Origin of the sequence: uncultured Aquimonas sp., from assembly GCF_937888285.1 — a bacterium.
In the GTDB taxonomy this organism is placed as follows: domain Bacteria; phylum Pseudomonadota; class Gammaproteobacteria; order Xanthomonadales; family Xanthomonadaceae; genus Aquimonas.
Genome location: NZ_CALART010000047.1, coordinates 1 through 21,147, shown reverse-complemented (window position 1 = coordinate 21,147; position 21,147 = coordinate 1). Strand labels below are relative to the sequence as shown.

Below are 21,147 nucleotides of genomic sequence, written 5' to 3'. Positions count from 1 at the left end.
GGCGCACCCTACGCGAACCGCGTAGCGGGCTTCGTTGAGCGCACGGCGTCGCTCGTGATTGTAGGGTGCGCGTGTCGCGCACCTACACCGGCGAAGGACGCCGAGCCTTCGCCGAAGCCGATCCGCCGACAACGCCGGCCAAGGTGACAGGCGTGGTCGGCAGCTCCGCGCCAGCCCTACTCGATCGCCGCCATCTGCAGGCCGCGCGAGAGGTCAGTCAGCACGTTGTTCACCCAGCTCGCGTAGTTCTTGTGGATATAGCGCTCGCCGCGCTTCTCCTCGTAGGCGAGGTTCTCGCTTGACACGTAGGCCAGCGCGACCTGCTGGGCGTCGTAGCTGATGCGCACGCGCGCGGCGTGGGCGCGCACGTTCAAGGTGGAATCGATCTGGCCCTCGGCCTCGGCGGTGATGGTCCAGCCGCGGCCGATCAGCGCACGCTTGATCTCGCGTTCGACCGTCTTGAGCTCCAGCCCGGCCGGCACCGCGATCGGGTCGGGATCGGAGAGCGGCGCCTGACGCGCGCCCATCAGCAGCAGAAGCAGAGGCAACAGGATCAGCAGATAGCGGCGCGACAGGCGCATGGCTCGAACTCCGTGGTCAGGGAAAGGCCGCGGCAGCGGCCTTCGCAAGTGTGGCGAAGCAGTGAAGATGCCACAAGACAGAGTGCCGACGACCGTTACAGGCCGTCGCATCCGGGGCACCGTGTGGGCGCCGCATCTCGCCGGGTATTGCGGCGGGCACAGCTCAGGGCGCTGTTCCGTCCCCGGGTCGGGCAGGCACCGGAGCCAAGCCTTTCGGCACCCGCCAGCCGTGCAGCCAGAGCCACAGCAGGTACAGCGCAATCGTCAGCTTCTGGCTTGCCCCGCGCGGCAGCTCACGCACGAACACATGCAGCAGCAGGCAGCCGACGGCCAGCAGCGCCAGCGGCAGGAACATGCGCTCGCCGCGCGACCAGTCGAGCGCGCCGCGCAGGAGCAAGCCCAGGCCGGTCAAGCCAAAGGCCAGCAAGGCGCTCAGTGCATGCAGGCGATGCTCGAAGGGCGGCACCGCGCCAGCCGGCGAGCCGCCGGGAAAGACGGCGGTGATCACGAGGGCGATCGCACCGCCAAAGAACAGCATGAGGGCCACGGTGTTCAGCACGCCGGCGCGCTCGCCGCGCCAGCTCAGCCAGGCCTGCGCCGAGATCGCCGCGGCGAGGAACGCATAGGCGGCCTGCAGCCAGGGACCATGCGGCCCGGACAGATAGAAGGACAGCGGTGCCCGCACCCAGTCATAGCGGGTATGCAGGGCCTGCACGGTGATGGCGGTGCACAGGAAGACAAGGGGGCCGAGCAGGGCGAGGGTTCGGATCATGGGCAGAACAATGACATGGGAAGCGCGTGCTACGCGGCCAGCCATCGGGGCCACGGGCTCGGAGACTCTAAAGAGACGTCAGTCATCGTAGGCGCGGCCCTCCAGGCCGTCCGCGTGATCTCGCTTGGTGCGACCCCGTAGAGCATCGCGGACCGGGGGAAGGTGGTAAGCCCTTGGCGGGCCTGGGCCCACCCCATGAGATGGTCATGGCCCCGAATCCCGGCTGAAGAGACTTTCGCCGCGGATTCACCTGCGAATCCCGAATCCCGGACCCGGCCCTCGCGCGCAGCGTTCGGGCGTTCGCCGGCGCGCGCGGCAGTGCCGCGCAAACGCGCCGCCTCACCCCGAATCCCGGCTCAAGATCAATCCCGCATCGCCACCGCCGGATGCCGCTCGGGCAGGCGCTCCAGCACGGCGTTGGCGACTTCGTGCGTCGAGTGGGCGCGCTCGCCTCCGGCAATGTCGGCGCTGAAGACCTTGGCATCCAGCACCTCGCTGACGGCACGCTCGATTTCGCGGGCTTCGTCTTCGAGGCACAGCGAATGTCGCAGCAGCATGGCTGCACTCAGGATCGTGGCGATCGGGTTGGCGATGCCGCGGCCGGCAATGTCGGGTGCGCTGCCGTGGATCGGCTCGTAGATGCCGCGCCTGCCTTCGCCCAGCGAGGCGCTGGGCAGCAGGCCCAGCGAGCCGGCGAGCATCGAGGCCTCGTCGGTGAGGATGTCGCCGAACATGTTTTCGGTGACGATGACGTCGTACTCGCGCGGGCGCGCAATCAAGTGCATGGCCATCGAGTCCACCAGCTGGTGCTCCAGGCGCACGTCCGGGAACTCCTCCGCACCGATCCGCGTGGCGACCTCGCGCCACAGCCGCGAGGTCTCCAGCACATTGGCCTTGTCGACGCTGACCAGGTAGCCGCGGCGCGCGCGGGCAAAGCCGAAGGCGCGGCGGACCACCCGCTCGATCTCGGCGACCGAGTACACGCACAGGTCGGAAGCGCCGTGCTCGCTGCGGGTGCGCTCGCCGAAGTAGATGCCGCCGGTCAGCTCGCGCACCACCAGCAGGTCGACGCCGTTCAAGAGATGCGGCTTGATCGGCGCGCGATCCAGCACCGCCGGGTGCGGGGTCACCGGGCGCAGGTTGGCGTACAGGCCCAGCGCCTGGCGGATCGCGAGCAGGCCCTGTTCGGGCCTCACCTTGGCTTTCGGATCCGACCACTTCGGTCCACCCACCGCACCCAGCAGGATCGCATCCGCCTTGCGGCAGGCGGCGAGCGTGGCCGCCGGCAGCGGCTCGCCGGTGGCATCAATCGCAGCGCCGCCGATCAGCTGGGTCTGGAAGTGGAAGTCGTGGCCGTGGCGCGTGGCCACGCGCTTCAGCACGTCGACGGCGGCGGATGTCACTTCCGGGCCGATGCCGTCACCGGGCAGCAGGACGATCTCAGCGCGCATGGGCAGGCTCCTCGGTGGCGGGCGTGGGCAGGGAGAAATCGCGGGTGCGGGCGGACTCGAAGGCGCTGATCGCGGCCTCGCGCGCAAGCAGGTAGCCGAGTTCGTCGACGCCTTCGAGCAGGCAGGTGCGGGCGAAGGCATCCAGCGGGAAGCGATGCACCTGGCCCTGCGGGGTGGTCAGCGTGCAGGCGGCGATGTCGATGGCGAATTCGCCGTCGGCCTGCTGCATCAGGTGCTGCACGATCGCCTCGTCCAGCACGATCGGCACCAGCCCGTTCTTGAGCGCGTTGTTGCGGAAGATGTCGGCGATCTGGCTGCTGACCACGGCCTTCAGGCCGAGGTCGGTCAGCGCCCAGGGCGCGTGCTCGCGCGAGCTGCCGCAGCCGAAGTTGCGGCCGGCGATCAGGATCTGCCTTCCTGCGTTCGCCGGCTGGTTGAAGGCGAAGCCCGGATCACGGCGCCAGTCGCTGAAGGCGTGCTGGCCCAGACCCGCGCGGGTGGTGGTCGAAAGAAACCGCGCCGGAATGATCTGGTCGGTATCGATGTTCTCGCCACGCAGCACCACGGCGCGGCTGCGGATGTAAGTGATGGCGCTCATCAGGCGACCTCGGCGGTGGCGGTGAGGAATTCGCGAGGATCGGCGATGCGGCCGGCAACCGCGGCAGCGGCCGCCGACAGCGGCGAGGCCAGCACGGTGCGCGCGCCCTGCCCTTGCCGGCCCTCGAAGTTGCGGTTGCTGGTGCTGACCGCGAGCTGGCCGGGCGCGACGATGTCGCCGTTCATGGCGATGCACATCGAGCAGCCGGGCTCGCGCCATTCGGCGCCGGCGGCACGCACGATCGCGTCGATGCCCTCGGCCTCGGCCTCGCGCTTGACCTTCTCGGAGCCGGCCACCACCAGCATGCGCACGCGCGGATGCACGCGGCGGCCGCTCAAGATTCTTGCCACTTCGCGCAGATCGGCGAGGCGGCCATTGGTGCAGCTGCCGACAAAGACCACGTCGACCGGCTGGCCGACCAGACCGAAGCCCGCCTCGAAGCCCATGTAGTCCAGCCCCTTGCGGGCACTGGCGTCGGCCGGCTCCGGCACCACGGCATCGACTGCGATCGCGGTGCCGGGATGCGTGCCCCAGGTCAGCGTCGGGCGGATGTCCGCCGCATCGATGCGCACCACGCGGTCGAACGCAGCGTCGGCATCGCTGGTGAACTTCGACCACTCGATCATCGCCGCCTCGAAGGCCGCACCCTTGGGCGCACGCGGCGCGCGGCGCAGCCACTCGAAGGTGGTGGCATCGGGCGCGACCATGCCGCAGCGCGCGCCCGCCTCGATCGACATGTTGCACAGGGTCATGCGCGCTTCCATGTCCATCGCGCGGATCGCCGAGCCGCGGTACTCCAGCGCGTAACCCGTTCCGCCGTTGACCCCGATCACCCCGATCACGTGCAGGATCACATCCTTGGCGCCGACGCCGGGTGCCAGCTCGCCCTCGACCTCGATCGCCATGGTCCTGGGCTTGCGCTGCAGCAGGCACTGGGTCGCCAGCACGTGGCCGACCTCGCTGGTGCCGATGCCAAACGCCATCGCGCCGAAGGCGCCGTGCGTGCTGGTGTGGCTGTCGCCGCAGACGATGGTCATGCCCGGCCGCGTCAGGCCCAGCTCGGGCGCGACCACATGCACGATGCCGCGGCGCGCGTCGCCCATGTCGAACAGCTCGATGCCGTGGCGCGCGCAGTTCTCGCGCAGCTGGTCGACCTGTTTCTCGGAAGCCGCCGTCGCGTAGGGCAGACGGCCGTTCGCATCGGCCGGCAGGGTCGGCGTGCTGTGGTCCATGGTCGCCATACAGCGCTCGGGGCAGCGCGGCGAAAGTCCCCGCGCCTCGATCTCGGAGAAGGCCTGCGGGCTGGTGACCTCGTGCAGCAGATGCAGGTCGATGAATAGCACCGCGGGCGCGGACTCGGTTTCAGGGACGACGACGTGGGCGTCCCAGAGTTTGTCGAAGAGGGTGCGGGGCATGTTGAGAGCCGGGATAGGGGATTCGGGATTGGGGATTCGCTAGAGCACGCTTCGATACTTTGATCAGTGCGGGCTCTGCTCCCCTCTCCCCCTGAGGGAGAGGGGGCGGGGGAGAGGGGTAGAACGCTTGCGGCGAGCTTTACCCCCTCTCCCCAACCCCTCTCCCTCCAGGGGAGAGGGGCTTGCAGCAGGGCCCTCGGTCAAGCCGACGCCGTTGCCGCAGCAGGCGCGATCTCGCGCTTGCGCAGCAGGCGGTTGGCGACATCCAGCCAGGCCAAGGCACTGGCCTCGATGATGTCGCGGCTGACGCCGACGCCGGTGTACTCCTCGTCCTCGTAGCTGACCGACAGGCTGGCCTCGCCGCGGGCGTGGCTGCCCATGCCGATGCTGTGCACCTGGTAGCTCTCCAGCTTGAGTTCGATGCCGGTGGCCGCCGCCATGGCCGCGAACAGCGCAGCCACCGGGCCGTCGCTGTCGGCGCTTTCGGCCACATGGTTGCCCTCGGGGTCGGACAGTTCGACCTCGGCGCGGGCCGAGCCGCCAGCGTCCGAGATGCGCATGGAGGCCAGTCGATAGCCCTGACCCGCGCTGGCGGTGGCGCCCAGGATCAGCTGCTCCAGGTCGCGGTCGCCGACCACGCGCTGGGTTTCGGTCAGCGCCTTGAAGTTGGCGAACACGTGCTCGAACTCGTCGTCCTCGAACACGAAGCCCAGCGCGCGCAGGCGCTCGCTCAAGGCCGCGCGACCGCTGTGACGCCCCAGAACGAGCTCGGACTTGGGCCAACCGACGTCCTCGGGGCGCATGATCTCGTAGGTCTCGCGGTTCTTCAGCATGCCGTGCTGGTGGATGCCCGCCTCGTGCGCAAAGGCATTGACGCCAACCACGGCCTTGTTGCGCTGGACCATCATGCCGGTCAGGCGCTGCAGCAGACGCGAGGTCGGCACCAGACGCTCGCTGCGGATGCCGGTATCGGCGCCATAGAAGCCCTGACGCACGCGCAGTGCCATCACCAGTTCTTCCACTGCACAGTTGCCGGCGCGCTCGCCGATGCCATTGACCGTGCATTCGACCTGGCGCGCGCCGCCTTCGATCGCCGCCAGCGAGTTGGCCACGGCCAGGCCGAGGTCGTTGTGGCAGTGCGCGCTCCAGACCAGGTGCTCACCGGGCACCGCCACGCGCAGGCGCTCGAACAGGCTGCGGATTTCCTCGGGCGTGGTGTAGCCGACGGTATCGGGCACGTTGAGTGTGGTCGCGCCCGCGCGCGCCGCGGCGCCGAAAGCCTTCGCCAGTACCTCGAACTCGGTGCGGATCGCATCCTCGGCCGAGAACTCGACGTCGTCGAAGTAGCGCCGCGCATAGGCCACCGCGCTTTCGGCGCGCTCGATCACCTGCTGCTCGCTCAAGCCCAGCTTGAACTTGCGGTGCAACGGGCTCGTCGAAATGAACACGTGGATGCGCGGCCGGTGCGCCTTCTCCATGGCACGCGCGCAGGCTTCGATGTCGGCCTCGGCGCAGCGCGACAGGGTGGCGAGCGTGACGTGCTGGCCGATCTCCCGGGCGATCGCGTCGGTGGATTCGCGGTCGGCCTGGGAGCTCGCCGGAAAGCCGGTCTCGATGATGTCGACGCCAAGCTCGGCGAGCGCGCGCGCCATCACCTTCTTCTGGGCGGGGCCCATGCTGGCGCCCGGCGACTGCTCGCCGTCGCGCAGGGTGGTGTCGAAGATGCGGATGCGGTGGCTCATGGCGGCTCCAGCGGGTTTCAAGATCGAAGGGTCGGATGTCGTTCGAGGGGCTTGGCAAACCGCAGGCAAAGAAAAACCCCGCCTCGGTTTCCCGGTGCGGGGTTCTCGGATTCTCGGGTTTCAGCCTGCTACACGCGCCCTAGAGTTCGAGTCCGCACCTGTGCGGTCGAAGAAGAAGGCCGATAAGCAGCAGCGACGCCGCCGGGAGGCGATCGCGGGTGAGGCTGCTGGAGGTCGGCTTCGAGGGCATGGGCCGCAGTCTTGATGCGCTGCGGCGAACTTGTCAAGTCCGCCCGCGGTGACATGCGCCGATGGTCTAAGGCAACGCTGAAGACTTCAGCGTTGTCGCGCGCCATGGAAGGCGCGCCCGCGGATCGAGCACGTAAATGCTTGATCCAGCGAAAGCGAGTCCGGACCTGTGCCGGACTCGCGACGACTGATCAAGGCCAGGATGGACTTGATCAGTATTGCCCTGAGCGCGGGCTTCAGACGCTGGGCGATTCGACGCCCTGGAAACGGAAGTCGTCGCCGCCTTCGGCCTTGGCGCGGTAGAGCAGGCGATCCGCCTGGCTGTACCAGACCGACCAGCCTGCCTCGGCATCGCAGACCACCGCACCCACGCTGATCGTGAGCGTGGTGCCATGCAGGGGTTCGGGCAGGGCCAGCAGGCGCACGCTGTCGACCAGACCGCGTGCGCGCATTTCCACCTCTTCGGGGCGTTCGACCCGGACCAGCAGGGCGAACTCGTCGCCGCCCAGGCGCGCGGGCACGTCGTGCTCGCCGGCGATGCGTCGCAGCTGGCCGGCCACGGCTTCGAGCACGCGATCGCCGGTGATGTGGCCGAAGCTGTCGTTGATCGCCTTGAAGTCATCGAGGTCGATCAGCAGCAGGCCGAGCGCACCGGGTCGCGGCAGGTGTTCGATCTCGTCGAGATGGGCGTACAGGCCGCGGCGGTTGCGCAGGCCGGTCAGCTCGTCGGTCTGCACCAGGGTCTCGGCATTGTTCAGGCGAGTGCGGGTCTGGCGCAGAGAATCGAGCGTGAGCAGCAGCTCCTCGTTGCGGCGCTTGAGGTTGAGGATCAGCTGCTGTTCACTGGCGACGAGATAGGCGAAGCTGCGGCGCATGAAGCGCGCGATCATCGCCGGCTCGTGCTCGAGCAGGGCGTCGAAGTCGCCGTTGGAGACCGCCACCAGCAGGCAGGGGCCGAGCGCGACGGCGCTGGCCAGCCGCGCGTGGTTGCCGATGAAGAACGCGAGCTCGCCGAAGAACTCGCTGGGCCCGATGCGCTTGTCGCGCATGCCGTCGCCGAACTCCAGGGCGACCTCGCCTTCCACCACCACGAACATGGTGCGACCCAGCTCGCCGCGCCGGAAGATCAGCTCGCCGGCGGCCACCACGCGGCGCTCGCCGATGCGCTCGAACAGGCTCAGCTCTTCGGCGGAGAGCCTGCGCGCGTCACGTCCAGCCTCATCGTCGAGGGCAGGCAGATCGGGGTCCGGGGGGCGCGGGTTCATCGGCGGGGCTTCTCTCTTGCGCAGGCCCGGCAGCAGGGCGCCGCGAGTGTAACAGCAGGCCCGCGACCAATCGGCGCAACCCGGCCTGCGGCCTTGGTCGATGCGGGACGATGCGGGATCATGACGGCGGCGCCTGCCCCGCCTCGACTCCGCGGCCAGCCCTTTCGCTCCAGGTCGATGCCCCGCACGATGCTCAGAGAAAGCTGAACTCGAAGGCGATGGCCTGGTTGCCCGGGTCCACCACCTCCAGCTCCACAAGCACCGATTCGCCCGGCGCGAGCACCGGCCGCTCGGGCGGCTGGCCCAGGTAATCGGCCACGCTGAAGCGCCGCAGTGCGACGAGGCGGCCATCGAGGTCGGCCATGCTGAGCTCCAGCACGGGCCACGCCTGTGGCCAGACCGCATCGTTGCGGAAGCTGGCGGTGATCAGCAGGGCGTCCGCCACCGATGGGTGGGGGCTGACATCACGGTTGAGCAGGACGATGCGTTCCGGCGCGGCATACGCAGGCAGGTCGCAGGACAGCGCGCCGCACAGCCGCTGCAGCCACGGCCGCAGCGCGGCGTCCTGGGCAAGCTCGGCGCGCTGGGCGAGCACGATCTGCCCGGCGAGCAGCAGCCCCAGCACCACGCACGCCGCCCACCAGCGACCGCTGGGCATGGCCTTTGCGCGTCGCTTGCGCAGGACGAACTGCGGCGCTGCCGGCCCCGCCGGCACGCCTTCGGGCGGCTTCTCACGCGGGTCGGCCATGCCCTCGGGCAGCACCCGCGGCGCCTGCGCCAGGCTGCCGCGGCCGTAGCCCGCGGACGCCTGGGCCGGACTGTCCGCCAGACGCTCCAGCCCGTTGAACTGCTTCTCGCAGACGCCGCACACCAGCTCGCCCCGACCCAGCGCAATCTGCGCGGCGTTGAGCGCGTGGACCGTCAGGCAGTGGGGGCATTGGGTGTACATGGGGATTGGGAATTGGGGATTCGGAAAGACTGCCAGAAGCTAGCGCGATCGGAGCGCCCTGGGCTCAGGACGCAGCGAGCTCACGCAGGGCGGCCGGGACATCGGCCGTGTGCTGAACGCAGCGCAGGCGCGGGTGCGTGGGATCGACGGCGTGCTCGGCCTCCAGCGCCCAGGTCACCGCGTAGGGCACGTGCACGCCGGCGCCGCCCAGCGCCAGCACCGGCTCGATGTCCGAGCGCAGCGAATTGCCAACCATCGCGAAGCGCGCGGGCGCGACCTCGCACTCGCCGAGCACGCGGACATAGGTCTGCGGGTCCTTCTCCGAAACGATCTCGATGCGCGGGAACAGATCGGAGAGACCGGACTGGCGGATCTTGGCTTCCTGGTGGAACAGATCGCCCTTGGTGATCAGCACCAGCGGCGCGATCTCCGCCGCCGCCTCGACCGCCGCGCGCACGTCCGGGAGCAGTTCGACCGGGTGGGTGAGGATGCCCTTGCCCAGGTCCAGCAGTCGGTGGATGTCGGCCGCGCTGATGCGCTCCTGCGTCAGCGCGATCGCGGTCTCGATCATCGACAGGCACATGCCCTTGGCGCCATAGCCGAACAATCTGATGTTGCGGCGCTCGGTGTCGAGCATGCGCTGGTGCAGACCGGCATCGGCGAGGTCGACGTACTGGCCGACGATGCGTTCGAATTCGGCGTGGGCCTGCTGGAAGTGGATTTCGCTGTGCCAGAGGGTGTCGTCGGCGTCGAAGCCTACAAGTGCGAATGACGAAGGAGTTTTCAACGAAGCCTCCAGTAGCTGTTCGCGCTGCTCACAGCTTGCAAATCCAAACACCCGAATGACGAGGGAGTTTTCAACGAAGCCTCCAGTAGCTGTTCGCGCTGCTCACAGCTTGCAAATCCAAACACCCGAATGACGAGGGAGTTTTCAACGAAGCCTCCAGTGGTTGTGCGCGCTGTGGGCCCGTCTCCCAAGGGAGAGGGGTTGGGGTGAGGGCCGGGCGGAGCCCTGCCTATGGATCCGAACTGCCGATCCGACTCGGCTCCTGCCTGCCTCAATCGACCTGCCAGGCATTCGGCGAACCGTGCGGGCGCCGGGCCGCATAGGGTGGGCCCTGGCCCACCATGAGCTCCACACTTGCCTCGGTTGCGCTTCGTCGCGCTGTTGCTGGAAGCGAGGAGCAAGAGCTTTCGGCCAGCCCTTTGGGCTGCCCGAGTCCCTCACTTTGCGTGGCCAAAGAAAAGGAACCAAAAGAAAGGCCTGCTCGTCCGCGCCCTTCGCGCATCCCTGCGCTCAGGGTTCGCGAGCCTCGGCCGGTGTTCGTGGACAGTGCATCCCTGCACTGTCACGAACATCGCCGGCATCCCTGCCGGCGCCCCTGCGGGCTGATCGACCGAGCCTCGCCGCTCCCCAGGGGCCCCGAAAAGAGCGCGGGCTCCCGCCCGCAAGAGCCAACGCAGGAAGCGAGAAGCGAGAAGCGAGAAGCGAGAAGCGAGAGTCAATGCCAGAGCCCCATCGACTTCGCATCAATCCCACGAAGCGCAGCCTGCTCCTATCGAATCCCGAATCCCCAATCCCGAATCCCGGCCGTCAAAGCCCCTTCGCCGCCGCCACGATCTTCTCCACCGTGAACCCGTAGTGCTTGAACAGCTGGTCCGCCGGTGCCGAGGCGCCGAAGCTGTCGATGCCGATGACGGCGCCGTCGAGGCCCACGTACTTGCGCCAGAAGTCGGACACGCCGGCCTCGATGGCGATGCGCTTGCGGCACCAGCCGGGCAGCACGCCTTCGCGCCACTCGATCGGCTGGGCATCGAACACATTGCTGCAGGGCATGCTGACAACCCGCACCTTGGTGCCCTCGGCTTCCAGCGCACGTGCCGCCTGCATGGCGAGTTCGACCTCGCTGCCGCTGGCGATCAGGATCAGATCGAAGCGCGCTTCCGGCGGGTCGGTCAGCACGTAGCCGCCGCGCGCGATGTCGGCGACCTGCTCGGCCGTGCGCTGCTGGTGCTGCAGGTTCTGGCGGCTGAAGATCAGGCAGCTCGGGCCGTCGGTGCGGGTGATCGCCGCTTTCCAGCTGACCGCGCTCTCCACCGCATCGCAGGGGCGCCAGACGTGGTTGTTGGGGATGTAGCGCAGGCTGGCCAGATGCTCGACCGGCTGGTGGGTGGGGCCGTCCTCGCCCAGACCAATCGAGTCATGGGTGAACACGTGGATGGTGCGCGTCGGGATCAGCGCCGACATGCGCAGGGCATTGCGCGCGTAGTCGCTGAACACCAGGAAGGTGGCGTCGTAGGGCAGGAAGCCGCCGTGCAGGGCCAGGCCATTGGCCATGGCGCTCATGCCGAACTCGCGCACACCGTAATAGACATAGTTGGCGTCGGGGTCTTCGGCGTTGACGTCCTTGGAACCCTTCCAGATCGTCAGGTTGGAGCCGGCCAGATCGGCTGAGCCGCCGATCAGCTCCGGCAGCAGCGGGCCAAAGGCTTCCAGCGCCATCTGCGAAGCCTTGCGCGAAGCCACGATCGGGCCTTGGGCCTGCAGCTTGGCGATATAGGCATCCGCCGCTGCCACGAAGTCGGCCGGCAGCTCGCCGCGCATGCGCCGCTCGAACTCGGCGGCAAGCTCGGGGTTCGCCTGCGCGTAGGCCTGGAACATCGCGTTCCACTGCGCCTCCGCACCGGCAAGATCGCGGGCGCGCCAGCCGGCGTAGATGTCCTGGGGAATCTCGAAGGGCGCATGCGGCCACTTGAGCGCGGCGCGGGCGCCGGCGATTTCATCCTTGCCCAGCGGGGCGCCGTGGCAAGCCTCCTTGCCGGCCTTGGTCGGCGCGCCATAGCCGATGGTGGTGCGGCAGCAGATCAGGGTGGGGCGATCGCTCTCGGCCTGGGCGGTGCGGATGGCCTGGGCGATCTCCTCGGGGTCGTGACCGTCGACGCGGCGGATCACCTGCCAGCCATAGGCCTCGAAGCGCGCCGGCGTGTCGTCGGTGAACCAGCCGTGGACCTCGCCGTCGATCGAGATGCCGTTGTCGTCCCAGAAGGCGATCAGCTTGCCGAGCTTCATGGTGCCCGCCAGCGAGCAGGCCTCGTGGCTGATGCCCTCCATCAGGCAGCCGTCGCCGAGGAACACATAGGTATGGTGGTCGACCACGGCCTGACCCGGACGATTGAAGCGGCGCGCCAGCACCTTCTCGGCCAGCGCCATGCCGACCGCGTTGGCCAGGCCCTGGCCCAGCGGGCCGGTGGTGGTCTCCACGCCCGGGGTGTGGAAGGCCTCGGGGTGGCCCGGGGTCTTCGAGTGCAGCTGACGGAAACGCTTCAGCTCGTCGATCGGCAGGTCATAGCCAGCCAGATGCAGCAGCGAGTACAGCAGCATCGAGCCATGGCCATTGGAAACCACGAAACGGTCGCGGTTGGCCCAATGGGGGTTGGCCGGGTTGTGCTTCAGCACATCGTTCCACAGCACTTCGGCGATGTCGGCCATGCCCATCGGCATGCCCGGGTGGCCGCTCTTGGCCGCCTCGACGGCGTCGGCGGAAAGGAAGCGGATGGCGTTGGCGAGTTCGCGACGGCTGGGCATCGGGGTTTCCAAGGGCGACGGGGCGGTAAGCCGCGCATTGTCGCCGAGCGCCTCCGAGGGGGGCAAACGCGGATCCGGCCCGTGCGCCTCAGCCTCCTGCCAGCCAGTGCGCGGCCGGCTGCGGATGCCCGAAATGCCAGCCCTGGGCGAAATCGCAGCCGAGCTGCGCCAAGACTCCTGCCACCTCGGGCGTCTCCACGCCTTCGGCAACCACCTGCATCTGCAGGCGATGCGCGAGCTGGATCATCGACTGCACCAGGCCGCGCTCGCGTGCCCCCTCCAGGCGCTCGAGAAAGCGCCGGTCGATCTTGAGCAGGCTGAGCTCCAGGAACTGCAGGTAGCCAAACGAGGAATAGCCCTGGCCGAAATCGTCCAGGGCGACGCCGACGCCGAGCGCGCGCAGGCGCGAGAGCTGGCGGGCATTGCGCTGGGGCTCCTCCAGCAGGGCGGTCTCGGTGATCTCCAGCAGCAAGGCGGCGGGCGGCAGGCCCCAGATCGCCAGCGCCGATTCGATCTGCTCGACCAGGGCGCTGTCCTCGAAGGCGCGGGCCGAGAGATTCAGCGCGCAGTGCAGGCTGGGGTCGGCGGCATGCAGGGGTTTGAACTCGCGCAGGGCCGCCTGCAGGCTCCAGCGCGTGAGCTCGGGCACCAGCCCGGCCTCTTCGGCCTGGACAACGAACAGCGCGGGGGGCACCCGCTCGCCGGAGCGCGGATGGCGCCAGCGCGCCAGCGCCTCGAAGCCGATCCGACGCCCATCGCGCAGGCGCACGATCGGCTGGAACTCGACGGTCAGGGCATTGGCGCGCAGATCGCGGGCGAGGTCCGCATAAAGGAGAGGTGCAGGCGCACCGGTGGCTTCGGCGATGCCGCCGGCGGCCGTGCGCGCAGCTTCCGATGCGGCGGCCGCGGCGCGCTGCAGGGCCGAGGCGTCGGCACCGTGCAGGGGCGCCAGCGCCAGCCCGATCTCCGGCTGCACGCGCAGGATCAGTTCGTCGAACTGCACGGGTTCCAAAAGGGCACGCTGCAGGGCCTGCGCGGCCAGGCGGGCGTGGCCGGCGCTGAGCATCTCCGGCAGGGCGATCAGCAGGTCCGAATCGCTCAGCACGAGCACCCGATCCTGCGTCCGCAGCACCCGCCACACCCGCTGCAGCACGCGCTCGCTGAGCGCCCGCAGCACATCCTCGCCGAGCCGGGCGCGCAGGCTGCGGTGTCTGCGCAGGTGCAGGTGCAGCAGCGCCAGCGGCAGGGGATCCGAACCCGCGCGCTGGCCGTCGATGTAGGCGCGCAGGCCGGGCCAGTCGGGGCTCAGCTCAGGCATGCTGGATGCCTCACGCACGCGCTCATTCAGCCGCCTCGCTGGCATCGTCTACCAGGAACAGCTGGCCCAGATCGATGCCATGGGCACCCGGCCGAAGTGCGCGGAGGATGGTGCGGCGCCCACCGGCGACGGCATCGTCCAGCCAGAGATCGACCTGCGGGAAGGCCGGGTTGATCGTCTTGTCGGGATACGTGAGCACGGTGATCTTGGGGAACAGCCGGCGCGCTGCGTTCTGCTGGCTGACCACCGCCACCTCGCCGCTTGAGAGCTCGATCAGGGTGCCGGTGGGATAGACGCCAAGCGCCTGCCCGAACTGCTCGACCAGCTCGGCCTGGAACAGGCGGTCGCGCTCCCGGTACAGCCACTGGGTCGCGTCGTGGCGCGACAAACCCTTCTGGTGTGGGCGGTCGGAGCACAGGGCGTCGTAGGTATCGGCCAGCCCGAGCATGCGTGCGAACAGCGGAATGCCGGCGCCGGACAGCCCCTGCGGATAGCCGCTGCCATCGTGGCGCTCGTGATGGGCGGCGATCCACTCCAGCTGGGACTCGCTGACCCCGGGCCGCGAAGCCAGCGCGTCGAGTCCCAAGGCTACGTGCTGCTGCACCTGCCGGTGCTCCGCGGGTGAAAGCAGCAGGCCGTGGTTGCACAGGCCATCCGGCAACAGCGACATGCCGATGTCCATCAGCAGGGCAGCGCCGGCCAGTTCGACCAGCAGTTCCGCCGGCAGGCCGATCTGCCGGCCCAGTGCGGTTGCCAGCGCCGCGCTGTTCAAGGCGTGCGCGTAGGCATAGGGGTCGCGACGACGCAGCGCGACCAGCCAGAAGAAGGCGTCGGGACTGCGCAGCACGCTGGCCACCACCGGCTGCACGGCTTCGCCCAGCTGCTCCAGCTCCAGCGGTCGACCTGCGCGCAGGTCGTCCTGCAGGCGCCGCGCCAATCCCATCGCCGTGCGCCGGGCCGAGCGCGCGCGCGGCAGCTCCTGCTCCACCGGCAGCGCCTCGGGGTACGGGCGCAGCTCCGGCAGGCGAACTCCCGCCGGCGCGCAGTAGCCCAGGGTGAGCAGCAGGCTGCGGCCCTCGGGCAGGACGCTGCGGCGGAAATCGACGACGGCCGTACGCGTGTAGGGCCTCAGCGCCTCGATGTCAGCGCGCGAGGCGATCTGCAGTCCCTGCAGGGCGAACGGGGTTTCACTCCATGGAAGCTCGATACGGCACACGAACATGCCGGGCTGCAGGGCCTCCAGCGGAAGGCTGCGCTCCTCAATCGCCACCGCATCGCCCCCTGTTGCCTGCCGCCCGCATGCTGCAAGACCCGCACCTGGATTCGGAGCGCGATGCTACTCCGTCGCCTTGCAGTGCGTGCGCCCAAGGCCTCCGCGCTCCGCAAAGCGGAAGGTCTCGCGCGCGAAAAGAACCGGTATCGAGGCGCCGCAAGGCTGGCGGAGCCTTGTAAACATTGTGTTAGCATCCAGGAACCGCTGTCCCAGTTCCGGGGGCGGTTGAGGTCTTCGGGCGCCGCCCCGATCCCAGCCAACTGTTTGGAGACATAGCCGATGTCAAAGTTCAACCCGCTGTCGGGCGCTATCCGCTTCGCCCTCGTCGCCGGCACCGCCGCCCTCGTGGCCGCTCCGGCGTACGCGCAAGAAGAGGAAACACCCACCTCCCTCGACCAGATCGTGGTCACCGGCTCGCGCATCCAGAGCCAGACCGTGACCTCGTCCGCCCCGGTCACTGAAATCCAGCGCGAAGATTTCGCGCTCTCCGGCGCGACCCGCGTTGACGACCTCGTCAACCAGTATCCGCAGCTGAATCCGGCTTTCGACTCGCAGACCAACAACCCGTCGACGGGTTACGCGACCGTGTCGCTGCGCAATTTGGGCGCCCAGCGCACCCTGACCCTGGTCAATGGCCGCCGTTTGCCGCCGGGCCCGACCGGTGAGCTGCGTGACATCAGCATCATTCCCGCTGCGCTGATCAACCGCGTCGACATCCTCACCGGTGGCGCCTCGGCCGTGTACGGCTCAGACGCCGTTGCCGGCGTGGTTAACTTCATGCTCGACACCGAGTTCGAAGGTTTCAGCATCAATGCAGGCTATTCGGCCTACCAGCACGACAACCGCAACGACTACATGCAGGGCCTGCAGCGTACCAGCGGCTTTGCGTTCGAGGACGGCAACTCCGGTCTCGACGGCGCCAGCAAGAATCTTGATCTGGCCTGGGGCGGTCGAATCGGCGACGGCTCCGGCCACGCCATGGCGTGGGTGACCTACCGCGAGAACGACCCGCTGTTCCACGCCGATCGCGATTACGCCTCGTGCGCCCTGAACGCTGCGGGCACCGCCTGCGGTGGCTCCGCCACCAGCGATACCGGTAACTTCCTGGTCGCTCAGCCCGGCGTGCGCAACCTCGGCTTTGCGAGCTTCAACAGCGCCGGCCGCTGGTCGAACGGCGTTCGCAACCTCTATAACTACGCGCCGCCGAACTACTACCAGCGCCCGGACGAGCGCTACACCGCCGGCACCGCGATCAGCTACGAGGTGAACGAGTTCTTCACCCCGTACTTCGAAGCCATGCTGGTGAACCGCAAGGACAGCTTGCAGATCGCCGAGTCCGGCGCGTTCAACGTGGCCTTGCGTGGCCAGAGCTGCGCGAACCCGATCTTCGGCACCCTGTGCTCCGACCTCGGCCTGGATCCGACCCAGCCCTTCCAGGTCAATGTGCTGCGCCGTAACGTCGAGGGCGGCCCCCGTCGCCAAGAGACGAGCGACCTGTCCTACCGCTTCGTGGTCGGCGCCAAGGGCAACATCGGTTCCACTTGGAACTATGACGCGTCTTACCTCTTCGCGCGCACGTCCAACGACACCCAGGGCTACAACGACTTCCTGATCTCGCGCATCACCAACGGCCTGCTCGGCTGCCCGGCCGGCTCCTTCGCCGGATGCCAGTTCTGGAACGTCTGGCGGGACGGCGGTGTGACTCCGGCGGCAGCGAACGCCCTGGCCGGTGTGAGCTTCAACAAGACCGATACCGAGCTGGAAGTCTTCAACGCCTTCGCAACGGGTGATTTTGGCTTCGGTCTCCCGACTGCCGGCGGCTCGACGATCTTCGGCGTCTTCGGTGTGGAGCATCGCCGCGAATCCTTCGCCTCCGTGTCGGACAACGACAGCGCGGCCGGCAACTTCGCCGGTGCCGGCTCTTCGGCGCCGCCGATCAATGGCGAAACCAAGGTCAACGAAGTGTTCATGGAAGCGCTGGTTCCGCTGTTCGTGGGCGATGGCGTCTTCAAGTCGCTGGACTTCGATCTCGGCTACCGCTACTCCGACTACGATCGCTCTGGCGGCGCCAACACCTACAAGCTGGGCTTCATCAGCGAGATCGGCATGTTCCGTCCGCGCGTAGGCTACAACCGCGCCATCCGCGCGCCCGGTATCAACGACCTGTTCTCGTTGCAGCGCACCGCGTTGTTCGCCGGCGCCGACCCGTGTGCTGGCGCGACCCCGAGCCGTTCAGCCGCTGAGTGTGCGCGCACCGGTGTCACTGCAGCTCAGTACGGCAGAATTCCGAGCAACCCTGCCGGTCAGAACAACCAGTTCATTGGCGGTAATCCGAACCTGACGCCGGAGCAGGCTGACACGTATACGGTGGGCGTGGTCTTCACCCCCACCGAGGACCTGTCCTTCGCACTCGACTACTACGACATCGAGATCGAAGACACCATCACGGGCATCGGCGCGGCGACCATCCTGCGCACCTGCCTGGATACCGGTCTGCCGGGCGTGTGTAACCTGATCCAGCGCGGCCCCGATGGCGACATCTGGCTGGACGACGACAACTTCGTGCGCAACACGACGCAGAACTTTGGTGAGCTGGCCACCAACGGCATCGACCTGAACGTGAACTACACGTTCGAAGCTCTGGGTGGCCGCTTCTTCACCAACTTCGTTGGCACGAAGATTCTCGAGCAGAGGAGCTCGCCGCTGCCGGGCGTGCCGAACACCGAGTTCGACTGCGCAGGCCTCATCAACGAAAGCTGTCAGAACAACGATTGGCGCCATATCGCCAACGTTCGCTATTCGCGTGACAGCTGGTCGCTGAACCTCCGCTGGCGCTACTTCGGCGAGATGGACTACATCGGAGTCGACGGCGAGCCGCTGGAAGATGACCTGCTGGTCGCGGCGAAGGGCGGAATCCCTGGCTACAGCTATATCGATCTGTCGGGCTCGCTTGCACTGGCCGACAACATCGACCTGACCTTGGGCATCAACAACATTGCCGACAAGGAGCCGCCGCTGGTGGGCGTCGACAATGCGCTCAATGCCAACGCACCGGGCGGTTACGACCAGCTGGGTCGCTTCATCTTCACCAGCGTCAACGTTCGTTTCTGATCAGCTTCGGCTGAGTGTGTACCTGAAAGCGGCGGGCCCTGTGCCCGCCGCTTTTTTTGGTCGTCTCCAGTTCGCTCTCGTCAACTCCGGGCCCCAGCGCCCAGTGGAGCGCTGCGAATCAGGGGACTCCCTCGGTCTACTCCATATGCCCTTATCGACAATCCGCGCCTAGTCAGCTGCGCTCGAACTCCGGGAGTGCCGCACTGATTTCGCGCACCATCTCGCGCTCTGCGGCGGACAGCAGGGGATTCCAGACATCGAAGATCAACACGACACGCAGCTCATCGCTGTCGTTGCGGGCTTCGTGCTCGATGCTGTCATCAAAGATCAGCACTTCACCCACGTGCCAGCGGCGGTGTTCGAAACCCACGCGGTAACGGCAGTGGTCCGGCACGATCAGGGGCAGGTGCACCACCAGCCGGGCATTGGTCTCGCCGTGGTGCGGAGGGATGTGCGTATGCGGTGCGAGCGCGGAGAACATGGCGTTCGGACACAGGCCGCCGATCTCGGCCATCTCCACTTCGGCGAGCGCCCCGGCAGTGCGCGGACAGGCGCGCTGGTGAGCCTCGACGGGTGCGCCGTGTTGCCAGAGGAAATAGCTGCTCCATCGCCGCGAATGATTCAGCTCCTGCCACTGGTTGACGGGCGTGCCGGGCTCGTAGGCGACATAGGGTTGGAAATCCTCCTGCGCCTCCGCATGGACGGCACGCAGTTCCTCGGTGATTTCCGCGGTGCGGCTCTCGAGGGCATCCACCCAGTCGAACTGTGAGCGATCGAAGAAAGGCACTGCGGGAAGACGCGGAACCAGAAGCCGATTCGGTTTCGCGGGATAGGGCTGGGAGCGCCCTGCCAGTAGAGCGCCGGCCTCGCGCCAGCGTTCCGCTTCATTGGGGCTGAGCCCGTCGCGTGCCCGCCCGAGCCTCGCCTCAAGAAACTCGCTGAGCGCCTCGCTGACCCGATCAACGCACTGCCGGGCATGCGCAAGTGTCGTACGCAGCTGCGGAGGCCATGCGCGCTCAGGGGGCGCCGCGCGGAGTGCGTTGCGATAGTGCGGAGCTGCCGCACGAGCCCCCGCCTCACGCTCAACCAGAGCAGCGCGAGCGAGCAGCGCCGGCAGGCAGTACGGGTCAAGAGTCAAGGCTTGGGTCAAAGCCCGGCCCTCGCCCTCGGTATCCGCGCGATCGCGTAGCGCCATCGCCAAACTGACGAGGATCATCGGTTCGGCAGGGGCTGCACGATGTGCCAGCTGGAGCAGCTCCAGGGCCTCGGCGGCCGCACCGCGGTGCAGCGCCTCCATACCGAGATGATGAAGCGCAACAGGATGGTCGGGCTTCAGCTGCCTCACTTCGCGCCAGAGCCTGCCGGCCTGGGCCAGCTGACCTTGCTGGGCCGCTCGCAATGCGGCCTGTGCCAGCGCTTCTATGGTGTTCTGCATCTCCCGCCCGCCTGAGATTGAAATCGTGACTTCAAGAATAGCGGCTGTACTGTGACCCGGCTGCCTCCCGACGATGAGCGATATACTTGGCTACCCGAGGACGCGCCACTGCGCGTGGGGAACACATCGACACCCGGCGCTTGCGTGGCGTCGCCCGCCAGCCTCCGGTGCCCACGGCCCCAAGCCCGCCCGCGCGCCTGCCGCACCCAACACCCTTCGGAGTCTGCGTGAGCCTTACCCAATGGGAGACCTACTACCGCGGCGGCGCCATTGCCACCGGCCCGGTGGGTCCAGACGGTCTGTATGACCTTGAACTGCACGAGGCCTGGCAGGCGTATTTCGATCTCCTGCCTCAGCGTGCCCACCTGCTCGATATCGGCACCGGCAACGGCGTACTGCCGCTGATGGCGCGCGAGGCAGCGCGGAAGCGTGCTGCAGACTGGTGGATTGATGCGACCGATCTCGCGCAGATCGACCCCGTCGCATTCGTGCCCGGAGGCGCACAGAGGTTCGAGGGTGTGCGCTTCCATGCGGGCGTCCCCAATGAGAGGCTGCCCTTTGCTGACGCATGCTTCGAGGGCGTGAGCGGACACTACGCACTCGAGTACGGCGACACGGCGGCCTCGCTGGGCGAGATCGCGCGAGTTGTGGTGCCCCGAGGGCATGCACAGTTCATCCTGCATCATGCGCAGTCCGTTCTCATCGAATCTGCGCGGGGCTCGATGGCCGAGTGTGACCTGGTCTTCAAGCAAACTCGCATCTATCGCAAGCTGCACCGTCTGGTCACTGCGGAGACCCCCTCCCCCGACTTTCTGAGCCACGCCCAGCAGGAGCTGACTGCGGCGATCCGGCAGCTGCGGCAGGCGCTCGATCAGCTGCGGATTGGACGGCCGGAATCCGGCCGGATTCTCATGATTGCGCTGGATGCAACCCGCAGCCTGCTGGCCGCGCGCACACGTACGCAGCCAAGCCTTATCGGTCTTGAGGTGGACCGCGCCGAAGAAGACCTGAGATCCGCATGGCGCCGACTCAACGACCTCACCCGCCATGCAGTGGATGCGAACAGGTTCGAACGAATACGCACAGAAGCCGAAAGCGCGGGATTCGAGATCGCTGCAGCAGAGCCGCTCAACCATGCCCGCACCCACCTCGTGGGATGGCTGCTGAGGCTGCACAAGTCCTGACTCGGCCTCGACGGTTCAGGCACTCTCGCGCAGCGGAAGCGGCGATTTGTGGATGCCGCTCACGCCCGAGCCGGGTCCGCATCTCGACTGCGCATCATTCATACGCCACCTGCGCTGGCAGCGGACGGTACGGCATTCCTGCCATGTCGCGCGATCACGCGCCGATGTCTTGCCACCCAGTTCCCTTGGACCCGCTCATCCCGGATTTGTGTAAGTCC

General features: G+C 67.8%; 15 protein-coding genes. 2 read left to right on the top strand and 13 right to left on the bottom strand.

What is annotated here, in order from left to right; genetic code table 11:
- Positions 1–176: 176 nt before the first annotated feature.
- The 12 genes from Q0654_RS10535 to Q0654_RS10480 all read right to left on the bottom strand — a co-directional run bounded on the left by Q0654_RS10535 (position 177) and on the right by Q0654_RS10480 (position 15,196).
- Positions 177–581: a hypothetical protein gene (locus Q0654_RS10535; protein WP_298853553.1), complete on the bottom strand. Its 405-nt coding sequence runs from the start codon at positions 579–581 to the stop codon at positions 177–179.
- 163 nt (positions 582–744) lie between these two features.
- The gene (locus Q0654_RS10530; RefSeq protein WP_298853549.1) at positions 745–1,353 is read right to left on the bottom strand and encodes a DUF998 domain-containing protein; all 609 of its coding nucleotides are present in this window, start codon (positions 1,351–1,353) and stop codon (positions 745–747) included.
- Between the two features lie 362 nt (positions 1,354–1,715).
- The gene (gene leuB, locus Q0654_RS10525) at positions 1,716–2,804 is read right to left on the bottom strand and encodes a 3-isopropylmalate dehydrogenase (RefSeq protein WP_298853546.1); all 1,089 of its coding nucleotides are present in this window, start codon (positions 2,802–2,804) and stop codon (positions 1,716–1,718) included.
- Positions 2,794–3,402: a 3-isopropylmalate dehydratase small subunit gene (gene leuD / locus Q0654_RS10520; RefSeq protein ID WP_298853544.1), complete on the bottom strand. Its 609-nt coding sequence runs from the start codon at positions 3,400–3,402 to the stop codon at positions 2,794–2,796. The genes leuB and leuD overlap by 11 nt, the downstream gene beginning before the upstream one ends.
- The gene (leuC, locus tag Q0654_RS10515) at positions 3,402–4,817 is read right to left on the bottom strand and encodes a 3-isopropylmalate dehydratase large subunit (RefSeq protein ID WP_298853542.1); all 1,416 of its coding nucleotides are present in this window, start codon (positions 4,815–4,817) and stop codon (positions 3,402–3,404) included. The genes leuD and leuC overlap by 1 nt, the downstream gene beginning before the upstream one ends.
- Before the next feature lie 200 nt (positions 4,818–5,017).
- Positions 5,018–6,559, bottom strand: a complete 1,542-nt coding sequence (locus Q0654_RS10510) for a 2-isopropylmalate synthase (protein ID WP_298853540.1) — start codon at positions 6,557–6,559, stop codon at positions 5,018–5,020.
- A 485-nt stretch (positions 6,560–7,044) separates the two neighbouring features.
- A complete protein-coding gene (locus tag Q0654_RS10505; protein WP_298853538.1) occupies positions 7,045–8,073 on the bottom strand; it encodes a GGDEF domain-containing protein in 1,029 nt (342 codons plus the stop codon).
- A gap of 193 nt (positions 8,074–8,266) precedes the next feature.
- On the bottom strand, positions 8,267–9,022 hold the full coding sequence (locus Q0654_RS10500; protein WP_298853536.1) for a zinc-ribbon and DUF3426 domain-containing protein: 756 nt from the start codon (positions 9,020–9,022) through the stop codon (positions 8,267–8,269).
- 64 nt (positions 9,023–9,086) lie between these two features.
- A complete protein-coding gene (locus tag Q0654_RS10495) occupies positions 9,087–9,809 on the bottom strand; it encodes an HAD family hydrolase (RefSeq protein ID WP_298853535.1) in 723 nt (240 codons plus the stop codon).
- 807 nt (positions 9,810–10,616) lie between these two features.
- Positions 10,617–12,608, bottom strand: coding sequence for a transketolase (gene tkt / locus Q0654_RS10490; protein ID WP_298853532.1), 1,992 nt, complete (start codon positions 12,606–12,608; stop codon positions 10,617–10,619).
- 88 nt (positions 12,609–12,696) lie between these two features.
- Positions 12,697–13,926 (bottom strand): EAL domain-containing protein, encoded by a 1,230-nt coding sequence (locus Q0654_RS10485; RefSeq protein WP_298853529.1) that lies wholly within the window; start codon positions 13,924–13,926, stop codon positions 12,697–12,699.
- Between the two features lie 22 nt (positions 13,927–13,948).
- The gene (locus Q0654_RS10480; protein ID WP_298853526.1) at positions 13,949–15,196 is read right to left on the bottom strand and encodes an HD-GYP domain-containing protein; all 1,248 of its coding nucleotides are present in this window, start codon (positions 15,194–15,196) and stop codon (positions 13,949–13,951) included.
- A 282-nt stretch (positions 15,197–15,478) separates the two neighbouring features.
- On the opposite strand from Q0654_RS10480, the gene Q0654_RS10475 reads away from it, so the two are divergent.
- Entirely contained in the window at positions 15,479–18,310 is a 2,832-nt protein-coding gene (locus Q0654_RS10475) for a TonB-dependent receptor (RefSeq protein WP_298853523.1), read from the top strand.
- Between the two features lie 172 nt (positions 18,311–18,482).
- Here the strand turns inward: Q0654_RS10475 and Q0654_RS10470 are convergent, their stop codons facing one another.
- The gene (locus Q0654_RS10470; RefSeq protein WP_298853520.1) at positions 18,483–19,745 is read right to left on the bottom strand and encodes an aspartyl/asparaginyl beta-hydroxylase domain-containing protein; all 1,263 of its coding nucleotides are present in this window, start codon (positions 19,743–19,745) and stop codon (positions 18,483–18,485) included.
- 227 nt (positions 19,746–19,972) lie between these two features.
- Between Q0654_RS10470 and Q0654_RS10465 the strand changes: the two genes are divergently transcribed.
- Positions 19,973–20,929, top strand: coding sequence for a class I SAM-dependent methyltransferase (locus Q0654_RS10465; RefSeq protein ID WP_298853518.1), 957 nt, complete (start codon positions 19,973–19,975; stop codon positions 20,927–20,929).
- The last annotated feature ends 218 nt before the right edge of the window (positions 20,930–21,147 follow it).

What these genes read in the sequence shown, in the direction of transcription:
- Q0654_RS10535 (WP_298853553.1), bottom strand. Translation starts at nt 581, where the DNA reads ATGCGCCTGTCGCGCCGCTATCTGCTGATCCTGTTGCCTCTGCTTCTG.
- Q0654_RS10530 (WP_298853549.1), bottom strand. Translation starts at nt 1,353, where the DNA reads ATGATCCGAACCCTCGCCCTGCTCGGCCCCCTTGTCTTCCTGTGCACC.
- leuB (WP_298853546.1), bottom strand. Translation starts at nt 2,804, where the DNA reads ATGCGCGCTGAGATCGTCCTGCTGCCCGGTGACGGCATCGGCCCGGAA.
- leuD (WP_298853544.1), bottom strand. Translation starts at nt 3,402, where the DNA reads ATGAGCGCCATCACTTACATCCGCAGCCGCGCCGTGGTGCTGCGTGGC.
- leuC (WP_298853542.1), bottom strand. Translation starts at nt 4,817, where the DNA reads ATGCCCCGCACCCTCTTCGACAAACTCTGGGACGCCCACGTCGTCGTC.
- Q0654_RS10510 (WP_298853540.1), bottom strand. Translation starts at nt 6,559, where the DNA reads ATGAGCCACCGCATCCGCATCTTCGACACCACCCTGCGCGACGGCGAG.
- Q0654_RS10505 (WP_298853538.1), bottom strand. Translation starts at nt 8,073, where the DNA reads ATGAACCCGCGCCCCCCGGACCCCGATCTGCCTGCCCTCGACGATGAG.
- Q0654_RS10500 (WP_298853536.1), bottom strand. Translation starts at nt 9,022, where the DNA reads ATGTACACCCAATGCCCCCACTGCCTGACGGTCCACGCGCTCAACGCC.
- tkt (WP_298853532.1), bottom strand. Translation starts at nt 12,608, where the DNA reads ATGCCCAGCCGTCGCGAACTCGCCAACGCCATCCGCTTCCTTTCCGCC.
- Q0654_RS10485 (WP_298853529.1), bottom strand. Translation starts at nt 13,926, where the DNA reads ATGCCTGAGCTGAGCCCCGACTGGCCCGGCCTGCGCGCCTACATCGAC.
- Q0654_RS10475 (WP_298853523.1), top strand. Translation starts at nt 15,479, where the DNA reads ATGTCAAAGTTCAACCCGCTGTCGGGCGCTATCCGCTTCGCCCTCGTC.
- Q0654_RS10470 (WP_298853520.1), bottom strand. Translation starts at nt 19,745, where the DNA reads ATGCAGAACACCATAGAAGCGCTGGCACAGGCCGCATTGCGAGCGGCC.